Below are 16,798 nucleotides of genomic sequence, written 5' to 3'. Positions count from 1 at the left end.
TTTACTCTTCTGATGGGCGCAAATAATAGCCAACACCCCGTCGAGTGGCTAACCAATTAGGATGGCTGGGATTATCTTCTATTTTTTCACGCAAGCGACGCACGGTAACATCAACAGTGCGAACATCCCCAAAATAGTCATACCCCCATACCTGTTGTAGCAAATGTTCCCGCGTCATAACCTGGCCAATATGTTGTGCCAAATAGTAAAGCAATTCAAATTCTCGGTGAGTCAATTCAATGTCAGCACCGTTTTTGGAAACCATATAAGCTTGAGGATGAATAGTCAGATCACCCAAGTGAATGTCTTCTGTACTATTAAATGACTCTTCTGTACTTTGAGCAACTGATTTACGGCTACGTAAATTAGCTTTCACACGTGCTACAAGTTCACGGTTAGAAAAAGGTTTAGTCACATAATCGTCAGCGCCCATTTCAAGCCCTAGCACTTTATCAATTTCACTATCTTTAGCCGTTACCATGATAACTGGGATATCTGACTTCGAGCGAATTTGACGCAATACCTCGATGCCATCGACTTCTGGCAACATTTGATCAAGCAAAACAAGATCAGGATTTTCATCGTTGTACATGTCCAACGCTTCACGTCCGTCAGCTGCCGTCACAACATCGTAACCCTCTTTTGTTAAATTAAATTTGATAATATCTGAAATTGGCTTTTCATCGTCTACAACTAAAACTTTACTCATGCAGAACTCCTATCATAATAAGTGTATTCTAAGTACATTATAACATTTTCAACAGCTAAATGTGTTTATCGTCGGTATGTCCTACATTATAAACAAGCACCTCATTACTGTAAAGTAATCATGATGTTCACAATTTCGACACATCGCGGCACTTATATTGCAAATTCATACTTACAAAAAAAACCAATCACATCAAATGATTGGCAAGATTGCTTGAGACAAGACTTAATGACTTCTGCGATGGAAACGTGTTTTGAAAAGAGAACTAATGGCTTCATTGTTACTGATGCGACGAATAGCTTCACCAATTAACTCACCAACAGAAACAATTTCTAGTTTTTCAAACTTCTTTTCTTCTGGTAAATTAATTGAATCTGTCAAAATAACCTTTGTGAACACTGAATTTTGCAAGCGTTCCACTGCTGGACCTGAAAATACAGCGTGTGAGGCCACAACATAAACCTCTTTAGCCCCATGAGACATGATTAATTGTGCACCCTGAGTAATGGTTCCTGCTGTATCAATCATATCATCAATCATAATGGCAGTTTTACCTGCGACATCACCAACAATGCTGCCAATTTCAGCAACATTTGGCTTTGGTCTGCGCTTATCAATGACCGCCACTGGTGATTCTAATCCTAACATGTTGTTAAGGTTACGCGCACGTGTCATACCACCATGATCTGGTGAGACAACAACCGAATTTTGCTTGTTAGCTATACCTGACTCAATCAAATAATCAGCTAATAAGGGTGCCCCTTGTAAATGATCCATTGGAATATCAAAAAATCCTTGAATTTGGGCAGCATGCAAATCGAGTGCCAGCACACGCGTTGCGCCAGCACGTTCCAGCATATTAGCGACAAGCTTGGCAGTAATTGGTTCGCGAGAGCGCGCTTTACGGTCTTGACGTGCATAACCATAATAAGGCAGTACAACATTAATTTGATTAGCGCTAGCTCGACGCAAGGCATCAATCATAATCAACAGCTCCATCAAATTATCATTGACAGGCGCAGAAGTGGACTGAATCACAAATACATTATCACCACGAATACTTTCTTCAATGTTAATTTGCACCTCACCGTCAGCAAAGCGTTTAACAGAAATTTCACTCAATGGCACGCCCACTGAATCAGCGATTTTTTGAGCAAGTGGTTCATTTGAACTCAACGAAAAAAGTTTCAATTTAGGTTCCGGCATGTCTAACTCCAAATTTTTATAGGTAAAATATCACTACTACACCCATTCTATCAAAAAAAACGTCTTAAATACATAGCTAACCGAATTTTAAAATCAGTTTATTATCCCAGAATAAAACGACCACAGATGAAACTGCAATCGTCGATTAAAATTACCATATTTATGCTTCTAAAGCTTTTGATAAGGCTTGTAGAGCATCATCATAGTCAGGCTCTTCAGAAATTTCCGGTACAATTTGTGCATAAATCACAGTACCTGTTGCATCCAAAATATAAACAGCACGTGTGTCAAAGCCAGTATCTGGCACATATAACTTTGTTGCATAGCCAAATGATTCTTGTTCATCTGACAACATTCTCAAATTGTGCACACCTTCTGCAGCACACCAATCGCGTTGTTCAGCAACTGTGTTTGTTGATACAGTGATGAAATTAACACCATCGAATTGATCAACAGTTTGATTAAAATGGCGTGTTTGCAGTGAACATGTATCAGTGTTTAGATCTGGTACAACAGAAATAAGCGTGACTTTACCTAATAAATCAGCCGTTTTAACTTTTTCACCTGATTGGTCCAGCAACTTGAAATGTGGCATTGCCTCACCAACTTTTGTTGGTTCCCCTTCTAACTCAACTTCTTTTCCACTTAATGTAACTTTCATCTTCTGCCTCCTTGGCTTATATCAGTAATCATTTTTAGATGGCACTATTTTAGAACATACTTCTCAAGTGCTCTTGCAACGCCGGATTCATTATTGGAAACTGTCTCAACATCAGCAATGTCTTTAATCTTTTTAATAGCATTACCCATAGCAACGCCCAGACCCGCGACCTCAATCATTGAAAAATCATTTTCTTGATCGCCAATTGCCATTGTATTTTCAATATCAATATTAAGGGACTGTGCAAGCGCAGCTAAGGCATTACCTTTTGAAGCCTTCTTATTAATAAATTCCAAATTATTAGCAGTTGATCGAATAACGGAAACTGATTCAGTAATCGCTGTTGGAATCAATGCCTGAACATGGTCTAATGCATCAGACTCATCGTTGGCAATGCCTTTAATGATTTCAACTTCTACCAAATCGTTGATATCGTCAACGACGTGCAATGGTAATTTGACTAAAGCATTTTCAAAGCTCGCCCATCGGTGAACCAGATGGTTGGTTGTATAAGCAGCATTTTGACTTTCTGCCTGAATATATGTGTTTTGTTCGCGCATGAAATCATTAATTTGCTGATATTCCGATAAACGCAGTGCTGCTTGAAAGAGAATGCGAGAACCATCGGCAGTTTGCATTAAACCACCATTATGTGTAATGACAAATTGCTCACTACCGGCAATTTCTAACTGATCTAAAATATCTTGCACCCCCGGTAAAGGACGTCCTGTTGTAATCACAATTTTAACGCCTTGTGCCATGGCTGCTTGGATAGCTGACTTCACGTCAGGTGTAATTTGTCGATCATCGTTTAATAGCGTGCCATCAATATCAATGGACACAATTTTTATTTCTGACATGTCTGAGCTCCAATTTTAGTGTAACTACATTATAGCAAAAAGTAATCGCTTTCAAAACATCGATTACTATTTTATTAATTAGACTGTTCTTTTTTCACGCAACATCACAACAGATAAATACGTAAAACAAATACTGATACCCGTTGCAATCAACAAAATAATTGCGGCGCCGACATTGCCGATAAACGTGGAAACACTCACAATCGCAGATGAAATAATAAAACCTACTGGTCGCATTGCGGCACTAAAACCACTATAAGTACCAATTTTTTGCTGATTCATCATTTCCGCGCGCAATGACTGCTGCGCTGGTGTCACAATCATTTCACCTAATGTCAGAAAAATTGCCACCAAAAATAATGGCCAAAAATCATTCAATAAAAACGACAAAGCAAAACCGGCCCCCTGAATCGCAGTTCCTACGGCAGTTGCTTTCATGTTTGACCACTTTTGAAACAGTTTAGTCATAGTTCCCATTAATAACACAATCATTAATGTGTTGGTTACAGTAATTACAGAAAGCATTCGTTGACCGAAAATTTGCACGCCAAATATAGTTGTATTATTAAAACTCTGTCCTAGGTGCGCTGCTAAATAATAATCAGGTGACGAAAAAATAACTGTCGCTCCGATAGCAGCAATCATAAACTTAAGATAACGTTTATCGGCAAAAACTTCTCGATAGCTTTTAACTACTGACCAGACTGACTGGCCATGAACCGTACGCTTTGAGGCGGGAAAAGTTTCAGTAATCCATAAGACAACAATTACCAAACTCAACAGCGCCCCTAATGCTGTGCCCAGAAGCAACTCGAATCGGGCTGTTTTGAAAAACCAGCCACCCAAAGCTGCCCCAATCATGACCGCCAAATTAATGACCCAATAGATCATGGCATAGATGAATTTACGATTTTGTAATGTTGATACATCAATCATCATTGCTTCTTCTGCTGGTGAAGCAAAGCTAATACCCAAAGTCGCCATTAAAAAACCAAAAAAAGTTAGATATGGATTAATGTACAATGGTGAATTCATTGCAGCTGCTAGAATATAACCAACCGTCATGGTCGTAATGCCACCAATCATCACTCGTTTTCTGCCCCAATTATCAGCTAAATGACCACCATATAGACCAGCTACAAAACCAGCCACTTGCACTGCCACTAATAATATACCAGTTACAAGAGGACCAAAATAATCCACATAATATATTGTCATATTTGGGCCCACTGAAGAACCGATTGCAATTGTGATAAACATCATCACAATTCGCAATTGAATATTGCGATCTAATTTAAAAAAATCAGACATAATTTCTCCCTCGAGCCTGTGATTTATCACCAGACAATTTATACTTAAAATAATAAAAATAAATTATATCATATTAAGGGCTATGCGCTGTGCTTTTATTAGAATATCGTCGTCTAAATAATCTGGGTCACTGCTTATTTTTTGTGCGTCTTTGATTGATAACCAAGTCACTTGCTCAACTTCAGAAGTTTGAATTTTCAAACTGTCCAATGTCTGAGTAATGATAGTGACATATAAGTCATCAAACCAATCTTTTTCCCAACTAGTCCGAATTCGTTCAAATTGCGTTGTCTGTGCGCCTAATTCTTCGACAACCTCTCGTTGAATACCTTCTAATGATGTTTCTCCTTGCAAAACTGACCCACCAATCGCCAAAACCCAGCCACCTGGTAATGCCATTTTTTTGAACGATCGCTGCTGAACAAGTAATTCCCCGTCTTGGTTAAAAACTAGCGCATTAGCAACCATATGGTAATCACCTTGTGCCAGCGGTTCACCACGTCGATGGGTTCGCCCAGTGAGTTGTCGTTGACGTGTATAAACGTCCCATAATTCGCCTAATTTATCAGCACGTTGATCACTCATGAATAATGATCTCCGTTAATTGCTTCGCATCACTAATGATATAATTAGGCTGAGCTTTTTCCAAAATCGCCTGGTCATGTGATCCCCACGTAACTGCAATTGTATCAATCCCTGCAGCATTGCCAGCGTCAATATCAAATGTTGCATCGCCTATCATTATAGCTTGCCTGTCATCAATATGGTGCTCTGCCATAGCTTGCAATAAACCACCAGGTAATGGCTTAAATGCCACAACGCGATCAGAACCGTAAATATCGCTAAAATATTGGTTAATATTAAGAATCGCTAGATTGCGCTGCGCTACCGCAGACTTTTTACTCGTCATAATAAACAGCTCAACACCAGCAATTTTTAGTTGTGCCAATGCTGCCACTATTCCCGGAAATGCTGTTATTGTATCTGCGGACTCGCCACTTTGATAAGCGGCACGAAAATTAGTATATAATGTCTGCAGTTCTGACGGGTTTAAATCTTTAGCACCTAATTTAGAAAATGATGTTTCAATCGGAACACCCTGATAATGCACAATGTCTTGCGCATCAGGAACGGGTAATTTTATTTGTTTAAACGCTTGTTGCGTTGCCAATACTGATAGTTTTTCGGTATTTGCTAAAGTACCGTCAAAGTCAAAGAATGCTGCTTTTTTCATTTGATAACCTCTTCTATTTCATTAAAAAACTGACCCACCTCACTAACACTCTGGGCATGAGAACTATAAACAACGTCAATACCCATATCAAAAGCTGAGGCAGCCACATCTAACGCTGGATAGGTATCACCATAACCAACGTCATTGAATCCAGCAGCATTGATTTCTAACTGATAGTCACGCGTCGCCATCATTTGAAATATATCACCTATCTGTTTGTAAATACTATCATCAAAATCAGGTAAATTTAATGTCTGTTGGAAACGCTTAATAATACCAAAATCAGCAATTCGGATAGGTTTATTGACACCAATAATGGCTTCAACACTCTGGGCCATTAATGCAAAATAGCGTTGGTAGAACACTTGAGGTGTTGTTAGCGTCTTAGCAAAATACCTGCTAATGATTTCGGCATTATCATCAATACGACGCAATATACCCGTATCATCTGGCATAAAGTGCACTGATAAAATTACTTCATCTACCCACTCTGCTTGTGAACGCAAAAATCGACGCATTTGATTTTCATAATCCGAAAAGTAGTTGATTTCAAATGCACGTTTAATAAGGATTTGATTTTGATACTTATCAGCTACCCGATCCACTTCTAATTTGTAAGTCGTCAAATCATCTGACGTGAGACCTAGCTGTGATCGGTTCACATTTGATTCATCTGGTAAAGGTGCCGTTGCAGCGATGGTGTATTCTTTAAATCCAAGTGAGATTGCACGTTCAATTAAATCATCTAAGTTGTCATTGTTTTTGTGATCTATTAGATTAGGAATGTGTGTATGTCCGTCTTTTTTTAACATGATTTTTCACCTTAATTTTACTCAATACAACCATTCTACATATTTGCAAAGCAAAAAGCGAACCAGAATTAACTGATTCGCTTAATCTCTCACTCATGGTGAAGTCGCACTTTGTCTTACTTAAGTGCTGACCACTTCCAGTCAGTGAATTCTTCGATATCACGTCCTTCGTTACGAGTGACTTCGAAATGCTTTGCCAATGTTTCATCCATCTTAGCGATAAATGTATCAGCAGCTGCTTGATCAATCTTACCATTTGCTGACAAGATTTCTGCTGCTTCCTTAGCTTGGTGGAAACGATCCAAGTGTGAGTAAACACGCATGTCATATGTCGTTGTGATGTCACCATCTTCACGATAACCATGAACGTATACATCACCTTCAAACTTACGCTCGAAGAAGAATGATTCAATCAAATCTTCATACGCGTGGAAGCCAAAGATAACTGGTGTTTCAGGTTGGAAGAACTTGTTAAATTCTTCGTCTGACAACTCACGTTCGTCGTTCATGTTAGGTTCTGACTTCTTCTGCAAACGTAGCAATTCAACAACGTTGACATAGCGGAACTTAACTTCTGGGAACGCTTGGTTAATCAACCACAAAGCTGCCAAAGTTTCGATTGTTGGTTCTGTACCAGCAGATGCAAATGTAATATCAACATCGCCAGAAGGTGCAGTAGAAGCCCAATCAATAATCTTCAAACCTTCGTTAGCCAATACATCAGCTTCGTCAGCAGTAAACCATTGTTGACGTGGTTGCTTTGAAGCAATCAACAAGTTAACCTTATGACGTTCTGAGAACGCACGTGCTTGAACGGCCAACAATGTGTTACCATCGGCTGGCAAGTATTCACGGATGAAGTTTGACTTCTTTTCAGCCAAGTGAGTCAATAGACCTGGATCTTGGTGAGTGTAACCATTGTGATCTTGTTGGAACGCCGTTGACGTTGCAATCAAGTTCAATGATGGGTAATCATTACGCCATGCTTGCTCTGAAGCGTGACGCAACCACTTGAAGTGTTGTGTAATCATTGTGTCGACAACACGTAAGAATGATTCATATGAAGCAAAGATACCGACACGACCTGTCAATGTGTAGCCTTCCAACCAACCTTCTGCTTGGTGTTCTGACAATTGCGAGTCAATAATACGACCTTCAGGACCTACATATTGGTCATTTGGCTCTTTAACTTCTTCCATCCATTGACGGTTAGTACTGTTAAAGAGACTCCACAAACGGTTTGACATCGTCTCATCAGGACCAAACACGCGGAATGATGTTGGATTCAACTTTGAAACTTCTTCCAAATAATTTGAAAGTGTTGTCATATCCATGTTTTGTGTTTGCTTTGGCAATTCAGTACCACGATTATCATCTGTGATATCGTTGGTAAATTGACGCCAATCAGGCAAAGTCAAGTCTTGCGCCTTTTCACCACGACGACGACCGCCGTTAGCAATTGGGTTAGCTGACATGCGCTTGTCACCCTTAGGTGCAATTGCCTTCAATTCATCTTTCAATGAACCGTCTGCGTTGAACAATTCTTCTGGCTTGTATGAATTCATCCATTCTTCGAATTGTGTCAAAGTTTCAAGCTTGTTTTGTGCCAAAGGCAATGGCACTTGGTGAGCACGGAATGAGTTTTCGATTGGATCACCATTCTCATCATGTGTTGGACCACCCCAACCCTTTGGCAAACGAGCAATGATAACTGGCCATGCAGGAATTGTACCGTCTTGGTACTTACCGTTTTCACGCGCATCCTTTTGGATAGCTTGGATATCTTCAATTGCTTGATCCAAGACCTTAGCTGCTAATTCGTGATAAGCAGTGTAGTCATGAATATCATCGTTTTCGATGAAGCGTGGTGAATAACCCAAACCTTCAAAGAACTTTGTGATTTCTTCATCAGACATGCGTGAGAAGATTGTTGGGTTAGAAATCTTAAAGCCGTTCAAATCCAAAATTGGCAATACGGCACCATCGTTCTTGGCGTTCAAGAACTTTGTTGAGTGCCATGATGTCATTGATGGACCAGTTTCGGCTTCACCATCACCAACAACTGCAAAAGCAATTTGGTCTGGGTTGTCCAAAACAGCACCAAAGGCGTGTGATAATGAATAACCTAATTCACCACCTTCATGCAATGAACCTGGTGTTTGAGCTGTCATGTGCGATCCGATTCCACCTGGGAATGAGAAGCGCTTGAACAAACGGCTCATACCTGCCAAATCTTGTGTGATTTCTGGGTAATCCTCTGTATATTCGCCATCCAAATAAGCGTTCGTGACCATAACTTGACCACCGTGACCTGGACCACCGATATAGAACATGTTCAAATCATACTTGTTAATCAAGCGGTTTGCATGTGCATACAAGAATGTTTGACCTGAAATGGTTCCCCAGTGACCGATTGGCTTTACTTTAACGTCTTCGGCTTGGATTGGTGTGTTTGTTACTGAGAACAGTGGGTTACTCTTCAAGAAGATCATCCCAGCTGACAAGTAGTTGGTTGCACGCCACCACTTATCAACGAGTTCTAAGTACTCTTTTGAATCGAAATCTGCCATGAGATTAAGTACTCCTTATTTTTTGAGAGAATCGTAAAACACGAACCTATTTCCGTTATTTACTCTTACAGTATAACTGATTTTAGTAGTGAGTTCAAGAAGAAAGATTAGATTGGTTCTGGTCTATTGTTTTTTTGGTTGGCGCAGATAAGATTTTGGTACGGTCCAATATTTTGGACTCTAAAAAAACTGCTAAATGCAGTATTTCATTCTGAGTCAAGACTGACAAAGGCATTATAACGAAGATATTTATAGTGCAAACGCATTGTTGAAAATTCAAGCGGCGTACCATCATCCATGAAAAAAATACCTTCCATAATCCCAACTGGCTCTTTTTCCGATAATTTTAATAATTTCTGATCTTCTTCAGTTGATGGTTCTGCCATAATTGTCATAAACGACTTTGTAACTGAACGGTGTTTATTTTTTTCAATATATTCATAAACTGAACCTGAAACAATATCACGATTCAGACCTGGTAAAACGCTAATCGGCACATAACCACGCTCAATCATAAATGGCACGCCTTCCAAACGACGTAACCGTTTTATTTCATAAACAAAGTCACCCTCATTTAAGAAAAGTGCTTGTTGCTGCTCTGGCGTTGCTGGGATGACCTTGAAATCTATTAATTCAATTGCCGGTGCTTTGCCGTCGACACGAAAAGAATCAGAAACACCAAGATTTGATCCTTCATGCTGGAAAATAGCATGGTTCTTCAAATATAATGGATTGACAAAAGTACCGCTGCCACGTTTTTTGAAAATGACCCCTTGTTGAACAAGCACATTGAGCGCTCTTTTGATTGACGAACGTGAAACATCATACTGTTCAGCTAATGATCGCTCATCTGGAAGTTTCAAATTAGCAAATTCGCCTTGATAAATTTTTTGTTTTAAGTCCGCTTGCACGGTAACATAGATAGGTTCTGACATAATGTTAATAAGTATATCACATATTGGTCTGACCAGTCATTTTATTGGTTGTTCCAATTGTGGTAAAATATGAGCATGAGTAAAAAGAAAATGAAAAAAACATTGCCCGAGCAGGTAATGGATAAGCATAACATTCCATACGAAGCGCTGTCTCTCAACATTCTTGACAAATCAGAAGCCGAACGTGACGCTATTTTAGAGACGTTTCACGTGAAACATGATGATATTTATAAGACCTTAGCCGCAGAAGGTGATAAAACTGGTCCAATTGTTGCTGTGCTCCCTATTACATCACATCTATCGTTAAAAAAGTTAGCGGCTGCTTCTGGTAATAAAAAAGTCAGCATGTTGCCATTAAAAATATTGCAAAAAACAACTGGCTACATTCACGGGGCCAATAATCCTGTCGGTATTTGGCAAAATAAGCACTTCCCAATTTTCTTCGAGCAAACTGCTCAAAATGCACCGTACATTTTGGTAAGTGGTGGTGAGTTGGGTCGCTCTGACAAAATTAATCCCGTAGATGTTGCATTGCTGGTTGGTGCCTCATTCGTAGATTTACTAGAACATGACTGATTGGCTAAATATGGTGGGCGAGCAACTGCTTTTTTTCTTTATCCTACCAATTATTATTGTTTATTTAGTAGGTAGTCTCTCATCCTATTTGACAGATCAACTCAATCAGCGACTAGGTCATAATCTTACGGCTATCTTAAGCTTTTTTGGCGTCGTAATACACGAATTAAGCCACTTGACTGTCGCCTTGATTTTTCGGCATCACATTGTCAGCTTTTGTCTCTGGCAAATTAGTGAGGACGGCATATTAGGTTATGTTAATCGTGAATATAATCCAAAAAGCTATTATCAACGCCTAGGCAATTTTTTTATTAGTTTAGCACCCATTCTTGGTATATGCCTAACTATTTGGTTCTTGTTATCCTTTGGCTGGATTACTGGTTGGCACATTAGAAATATCATTATTGTCTTCATTTTAGTCAGTCTGTTGTTGGGATTTCATCTTTCTCAAGCTGACTGGCAAAATTTTTGGCGAGGAACACCTTTTTATCTGACACTCATTGTAATCATCACTACCATCAAATTTATATTTTTCCAATAAAAAAAGCGCATTCGCGCTTTTTTTTACCAACCAGAACTCATATCAGGAACGCCAGCATTCATATCATCACGATATAATGGCGCCATGGCATTAAATTTGAAAGTTGGCTTGTTAAACATTAATGTCGCAGTCCCTCGTGCACCAGCACGATTCTTTTCAAAAATCACTTCAATCGGCACTGCTTCTTGTTCTTCACGAGGATCACCTTCGCCATCTTCACTGTCATCACGAGAATAATCATCACGATACAGGAAAGCAACAATATCAGCATCTTGTTCGATAGAACCTGAGTCACGCAAGTCAGAAAGAATTGGACGTTTATCTGTACGTTGTTCCACGCCACGACTCAATTGAGCGAGCGCTATGATTGGCGTACTTAATTCTTTTGCTAACTTTTTGATTGATCTTGACACTTCAGAAACTGCTTGTTGGCGGCTTTCGGTGTTATTTGACTCAATCAAGCCTAAATAATCAATGACAACGAGTCCGATTGGATGCGGATTTTGGACGCGATCTTCTGGTGACATTTCATTCAACAAATCACGTTCAAGTTGATGCAGTTTTGCACTAATTTGATTGATTTTAATGCCTGCGGTATCGTCCATGTAGATTTGCATTTGTGCCAAAGATTGCATAGCCAACGTGAGTGCTTGCCAATCTTCTTGCGTCATTTGCCCAGTTGTCAAATGGTTAGAATCAATAGATCCTTCGCCAGCTAATAAACGGCCAACAATGTCGGTCGCACTCATTTCCATTTCAAAAATAACGACTGGCACTTGTTCATTCTTGGCAACATTACGCGCAATGTTAAGTACAAAAGCTGTTTTACCGACTGCCGGGCGAGCACCAAAAACGATCATTTGATCATTACGAAAACCGTGTGTTATTTTATCCATTTCTGGAAATCCTGTGGATAACCCAACCACATCACTATCGTTTTTCACAGCCTCGTCTAGATTAGCTTGATATTCCCGAATGACATCTTTAATTTTTCGAAAATCCTCACTACCTCTATTCTCGGCAATAGTATCAATGCTACGTGATAATTGATCTAATAAATCTTCACTTGGTTCTGACGCGTCGTAGGCTAATGACATGCTACGCGTTAACGTATCAATCATTTTGCGTAAAATCGCCTTCTCTCGAACAATATTGGCATAGTGTTTTAAGTTAGCTGAAGATGCCGTTGACTCAGATATTTCTGCCAAATAGGACATGCCACCAACATTGTCAAGTTGTTGCATGCTATTTAATTTGTCTTGCAGTGTCAACATATCAATGGGGCGGTTGTCCTCAACCAAGGATTGCATCGCCTTAAAAATAGTTTGGTTCGCTTGTCGATAGAAATCTTCCGGCGCCAAAATCGCACTCGCCTCAATCATGGCGTTCTCTGATTTGACATCAAAAAAGATGGCGCCAAGCACTGCTCGTTCAGCGTCAATATCCTGTGGCACCTGCCGATATTCATTTGATACCGGATTATCCATCTTAACCCTCGCTCACATGCACACGCAAGTTAGCTGTCACTTGACGATGAAGCTTAACAGGGACATTCGTATATCCCAAAGCATGAATTGGTTGGTTTAATACCATCTTACGTTTGTCAATTTTAATTTTATATTGTTTTTCAAGTCCTGCAGCAATTTGTTTGGTTGATATTGCACCAAATAAACGACCATCTGCACCGGACTTACCAGTCAATTCAACGACTGTCTTCTCGTCCTCAAAGAACTGAGCTAACTTTTGCGCATCTGCTAGTTCTTCCGCAGATGCCTTTGCTTCAGCCTTTTGACGACCCTTAACAGCACCTAAATTCTTCCCCGTCGCTGGTTCAGCTTTTTTATTTTTTATCAAAAAATTATTGGCGTAGCCATCAGGAACTTCCTTAACTTCACCTTTTTTACCGCGACCTTTAACATCTTCTAAAAATACAACTTTCATTTTAAAACCTCATTCTTCTTTTTGCTCAGCCAATACGTCTAATAATTGTTCCTTCACTTCATCAGTCGTGACATCAGCAATTTGAGTAGCAGCATTGGACAAATGACCACCACCACCGAGAGCCTCCATCACGCGTTGAACATTACGATCACCAGTTGAACGTGCAGAAATTCCGACACGCCCATCTTGACGTTTAGTAATCACAAATGAAGCATCTACACCACTAATTTGTAATAGTTCATCTGCTGCCTGAGCTGTAATTAACCCTGAATAATTATTTTGGTTTTCACCAGTCACAATCGCATTGCCATCCTGAATTTCCGCTAAGTTAATTAAGTGAGTTCGTGCTTTGAAATCCGTAAACTTTTCTTTCATGAATGACTGAATTAAGTTACTATCTGCACCGTTGGCACGCAAATAACTTGCTGCATCAAAAGTACGTGAGCCAGTACGTAAAGTAAAGTTCTTTGTGTCAATTTGGATACCACCAAGCATCGCTGTGGCTTCAATTTTTGTAATTGGCGCATTTGATTGATCTTGATACTGCAGCAATTCAACCACTAACTCCGAAGTTGATGAAGCGTATGGTTCAATATAAGACATTAACGGTTTATCTTTTAACCCTTGCTCAGCCAGACGGTGATGGTCAATAACAACGACACGATTTCCTAGTCGTGCCAATAATTGTGATGCACCCGATATATTAGTGTTAGCGTGATCAACCAAAACGAGTAACGTATTATCGCGTACTAATTTAAGCGCGCGCGTTTCATCAATAATGGAATCATTAATATTTGATCCGGGTGCCACAAAGTCAGCAGGACTTTTTCTAAGTTCGGCCAGTAATAATTTGATATCACTGTATACCTGCTTTTCATCTATCACGAGAAACGCCGGTTTGTTTTTGGTCTGGGCTAGTCGCCACACACCCAATCCAGCACCGACTGAATCCAAATCTGGCATCACATGACCAGCGATCATAATGTTATCAGCTTGTTCAATTAATTCAGAAATGGTCTGTGAAACCATACGTGCACGGACGCGAGTTCGCTTTTCCATAGGGTTGGTAGCACCACCGTAAAAACGTGCCGCCGAATCCTCAGCCTTAACGACGACTTGATCGCCACCACGCCCCAATGCCAAATCAAGATTGGTTTGAGCTAGTTTTGCCAGCTGATTAATATCTGGCGTGCCATACGCAATACCAATTGATAAAGTCACCGGTAAGTTTTGTTGGGCAGTCGCTTCACGAATTGCTTTCAAAACACTGAATTTGTCAGCTTCTGCCTCTTCCAAGGCGGATTGATAACCAAACATTACGTAATGCACTGTGTTTAAGCGACGAATATAGATTTGATGATCTGCCGCCCAATCAGACAGTGAGCGCGTGACAAATGTTCGTAACGTTGAGGTCTCTGATTCACTCATCCCCTCAGTTACTTCCTCATAATTATCCACCGATACCAAACCGCTGAACAATTGATGATCCTCATATTGTTTAGCAATGGCAGCATATTCACTGATGTCCATTAAATAAATAACCCGTAAATTTTGTTGAACAAATAATGAAAATTGTCGCTCTTGCCAAGTAATGGTATTCGTGTCAGACGAATCAGCATAACTGTTAATTTCCTGTGCAAGCGTACTATCAAGTTCTGATAATTCCAAACCTAGCACATCTCTTTTGTCCAAATAAGACTGCATATAGGGGTTAATCCAGTCAATTTTTTGGTCTTGGTTCAGTAATATAATACCAATTGGCATACGAATCAAAGCTTCTTGTTCACTACGGGCAATACGATATCCTAATCCTGATAAGTATTCCTGCGCGTTTTCGCTAACCTCTTTGAACGCTTGCCCACTGAAGACAAGCCCAATCACAACTACCACTAACCAAATTAAACCAAATATCCAGTTAATAGCCACCGCAAAAACAACACTCATCACACTCGCTACTAACAGCAGCAAGGCAACCGTGCCTAGTTTTGTGTTTTGGAAAAAAATAGGTAAGTTTTTAAAATTAAAAAATCGTTTCACGCGTTACTCCTCGTAACTTTCATATCTACTATTTTACCACAGGGTGGCCTGTGGTTAAAATGAGATAGTCTAGTTAAAAAATACAACAAAAAAACCCAAGAATCACTTCTTGGGTTTTAAGCTGAATTAGTCTTCCGTAACGAAAGGCAACAAAGCCATGATACGCGCACGCTTGATAGCAGTTGTTACCTTGCGTTGGTTCTTGGCAGAAGTACCAGTTACACGACGTGGCAAAATCTTACCACGTTCTGAAATGAAACGCTCCAACAATTCAGTGTTCTTGTAGTCGATGTATTCGATGTGATTAGCAGCGATAAAATCAACCTTACGACGACGACGTGGGCCGCCTTGTGGACGACGTGAACGTTGTGGACGTTCAGAGTTTTGTGGACGTGAGTTTTGTTCTGACATAATAAAGCTCCTTTCTTAGTGTTTAATTTAATTTAAAATGGTAAATCATCATCTGATATATCAATTTCAGTGTTGCCACTAGCCGCAAATGGGTTAGGGGCATCGTTTTCAGATGTTGCTGACTTATTAGCTGAACCTTGGTTCGCACTAGCAAAGGGATCAACACCACTAAACGAATTATCATTACCGCCAAATGAATGGTCATTTGAGCCATTATTATAGCTACCCGCATTGCTGTTAGAAGAGCCGTTTTGTGCACGACGCTTTTCACTTTCTGCACGGGATTCTAGTAATGAGAAATTATCCGCAACAACTTCAGTCACGTAAACACGTTGACCTGCGTTGTTTTCATAATTTCTTGTTTGCAAACGACCTTCAATCGCAACAAGTGCGCCTTTTCCAGTAAAGTTAGCAAAGTTTTCAGCTGCTTTACGCCAAATAACTGCGTTAATAAAGTCAGCTTCACGTTCACCACTTGCGTTAGTGAACTGACGGTTAACCGCCAAGCTAAACGTGCCGACAGCTACACCCGATTGGGTATAACGTAATTCCACATCGCGGGTCAATCGCCCAATCAATACTACTCGATTAATCATTTAAAAGCTCCTTTCCCAGTGGAAATTCAGATTACTCTGCGTCGCGCTTAACAATCATGTGACGTAAGATATCTTGTGAGATCTTAGCCAAACGATCAAATTCATTAGTAGCAGCATCGCCTTCAGCTGTGAAGTTGATAATGTGGTAAGTACCTTCACGGTAACCAGCAATTTCGTAAGCAAAGCGGCGTGTTGCCCAATCTGCTGACTTTTGAATTGTTGCACCGTTGTTTGTCAAAATGCCGTCAAAACGCTCAACAAGCGTCTTTTTAGCATCCGCATCCAAATCAGGGCGAACAATATAAGTCAATTCGTATGATGTAGCCATTGTATTTCCTCCTTTTGGTCTCTGGCAGCCTTAGCTGCAAGGAGTGCACGCATAATTTTATGCATTCACA

Annotated in this window: 18 protein-coding genes; 2 read left to right on the top strand and 16 right to left on the bottom strand. The window is 40.0% G+C overall.

Annotated elements, in window-relative coordinates:
- Position 1 precedes the first annotated feature (1 nt).
- From yycF to ACI3ES_RS00445, 10 genes are all read right to left on the bottom strand, one after another.
- Positions 2 to 709 carry a response regulator YycF gene (gene yycF, locus ACI3ES_RS00490; protein ID WP_004911084.1) on the bottom strand — a complete coding sequence of 236 codons (708 nt, stop codon included), beginning with the start codon at positions 707 to 709 and terminating at the stop codon, positions 2 to 4.
- A 225-nt stretch (positions 710 to 934) separates the two neighbouring features.
- Positions 935 to 1,915 carry a ribose-phosphate diphosphokinase gene (locus ACI3ES_RS00485; protein ID WP_004911087.1) on the bottom strand — a complete coding sequence of 327 codons (981 nt, stop codon included), beginning with the start codon at positions 1,913 to 1,915 and terminating at the stop codon, positions 935 to 937.
- A gap of 160 nt (positions 1,916 to 2,075) precedes the next feature.
- Positions 2,076 to 2,576 (bottom strand): thiol peroxidase, encoded by a 501-nt coding sequence (gene tpx, locus ACI3ES_RS00480; protein WP_004911091.1) that lies wholly within the window; start codon positions 2,574 to 2,576, stop codon positions 2,076 to 2,078.
- A gap of 44 nt (positions 2,577 to 2,620) precedes the next feature.
- A complete protein-coding gene (locus ACI3ES_RS00475) occupies positions 2,621 to 3,436 on the bottom strand; it encodes a Cof-type HAD-IIB family hydrolase (RefSeq protein ID WP_114667430.1) in 816 nt (271 codons plus the stop codon).
- A gap of 78 nt (positions 3,437 to 3,514) precedes the next feature.
- Complete coding sequence (locus tag ACI3ES_RS00470; RefSeq protein WP_114667429.1) at positions 3,515 to 4,747, bottom strand: MFS transporter; 1,233 nt, start codon at positions 4,745 to 4,747, stop codon at positions 3,515 to 3,517.
- A 63-nt stretch (positions 4,748 to 4,810) separates the two neighbouring features.
- Positions 4,811 to 5,332 (bottom strand): NUDIX domain-containing protein, encoded by a 522-nt coding sequence (locus tag ACI3ES_RS00465; RefSeq protein ID WP_114667428.1) that lies wholly within the window; start codon positions 5,330 to 5,332, stop codon positions 4,811 to 4,813.
- Positions 5,325 to 5,981: an HAD family hydrolase gene (locus tag ACI3ES_RS00460; protein WP_114667427.1), complete on the bottom strand. Its 657-nt coding sequence runs from the start codon at positions 5,979 to 5,981 to the stop codon at positions 5,325 to 5,327. The genes ACI3ES_RS00465 and ACI3ES_RS00460 overlap by 8 nt, the downstream gene beginning before the upstream one ends.
- Positions 5,978 to 6,793 (bottom strand): histidinol-phosphatase HisJ, encoded by an 816-nt coding sequence (gene hisJ / locus ACI3ES_RS00455; RefSeq protein WP_114667426.1) that lies wholly within the window; start codon positions 6,791 to 6,793, stop codon positions 5,978 to 5,980. The genes ACI3ES_RS00460 and hisJ overlap by 4 nt, the downstream gene beginning before the upstream one ends.
- Positions 6,794 to 6,909: 116 nt before the next feature.
- Positions 6,910 to 9,363 (bottom strand): phosphoketolase family protein, encoded by a 2,454-nt coding sequence (locus ACI3ES_RS00450; RefSeq protein WP_114667764.1) that lies wholly within the window; start codon positions 9,361 to 9,363, stop codon positions 6,910 to 6,912.
- A 206-nt stretch (positions 9,364 to 9,569) separates the two neighbouring features.
- Positions 9,570 to 10,298 (bottom strand): GntR family transcriptional regulator, encoded by a 729-nt coding sequence (locus ACI3ES_RS00445; RefSeq protein ID WP_004911113.1) that lies wholly within the window; start codon positions 10,296 to 10,298, stop codon positions 9,570 to 9,572.
- Positions 10,299 to 10,373: 75 nt separating this feature from the next.
- On the opposite strand from ACI3ES_RS00445, the gene ACI3ES_RS00440 reads away from it, so the two are divergent.
- Together ACI3ES_RS00440 and ACI3ES_RS00435 are read left to right on the top strand one after the other, a co-directional pair.
- Positions 10,374 to 10,874, top strand: coding sequence for an aminoacyl-tRNA deacylase (locus ACI3ES_RS00440; protein ID WP_080518949.1), 501 nt, complete (start codon positions 10,374 to 10,376; stop codon positions 10,872 to 10,874).
- The gene (locus ACI3ES_RS00435; RefSeq protein WP_036066470.1) at positions 10,867 to 11,415 is read left to right on the top strand and encodes a hypothetical protein; all 549 of its coding nucleotides are present in this window, start codon (positions 10,867 to 10,869) and stop codon (positions 11,413 to 11,415) included. The genes ACI3ES_RS00440 and ACI3ES_RS00435 overlap by 8 nt, the downstream gene beginning before the upstream one ends.
- A gap of 23 nt (positions 11,416 to 11,438) precedes the next feature.
- On the opposite strand, the gene dnaB is transcribed toward ACI3ES_RS00435, so the two are convergent.
- The 6 genes from dnaB to rpsF form a co-directional block, all read right to left on the bottom strand.
- Complete coding sequence (gene dnaB, locus ACI3ES_RS00430; RefSeq protein ID WP_114667328.1) at positions 11,439 to 12,902, bottom strand: replicative DNA helicase; 1,464 nt, start codon at positions 12,900 to 12,902, stop codon at positions 11,439 to 11,441.
- A 1-nt stretch (position 12,903) separates the two neighbouring features.
- The gene (rplI, locus tag ACI3ES_RS00425) at positions 12,904 to 13,356 is read right to left on the bottom strand and encodes a 50S ribosomal protein L9 (RefSeq protein WP_004911126.1); all 453 of its coding nucleotides are present in this window, start codon (positions 13,354 to 13,356) and stop codon (positions 12,904 to 12,906) included.
- 9 nt (positions 13,357 to 13,365) lie between these two features.
- Entirely contained in the window at positions 13,366 to 15,393 is a 2,028-nt protein-coding gene (locus ACI3ES_RS00420) for a DHH family phosphoesterase (RefSeq protein WP_114667327.1), read from the bottom strand.
- Positions 15,394 to 15,519: 126 nt separating this feature from the next.
- Positions 15,520 to 15,804, bottom strand: coding sequence for a 30S ribosomal protein S18 (gene rpsR, locus ACI3ES_RS00415; protein WP_004911134.1), 285 nt, complete (start codon positions 15,802 to 15,804; stop codon positions 15,520 to 15,522).
- A 32-nt stretch (positions 15,805 to 15,836) separates the two neighbouring features.
- Positions 15,837 to 16,400: a single-stranded DNA-binding protein gene (gene ssb, locus ACI3ES_RS00410; protein WP_004911137.1), complete on the bottom strand. Its 564-nt coding sequence runs from the start codon at positions 16,398 to 16,400 to the stop codon at positions 15,837 to 15,839.
- Positions 16,401 to 16,431: 31 nt separating this feature from the next.
- A complete protein-coding gene (gene rpsF / locus ACI3ES_RS00405) occupies positions 16,432 to 16,728 on the bottom strand; it encodes a 30S ribosomal protein S6 (protein WP_004911142.1) in 297 nt (98 codons plus the stop codon).
- Positions 16,729 to 16,798: the final 70 nt, after the last annotated feature.

Source organism: Leuconostoc falkenbergense (assembly GCF_045801155.1).
Classification (GTDB): Bacteria; Bacillota; Bacilli; order Lactobacillales; family Lactobacillaceae; genus Leuconostoc; species Leuconostoc falkenbergense.
The sequence above is the reverse complement of the archived record's forward strand: the minus strand, read 5'-3'. Positions and strand labels throughout refer to the sequence as shown.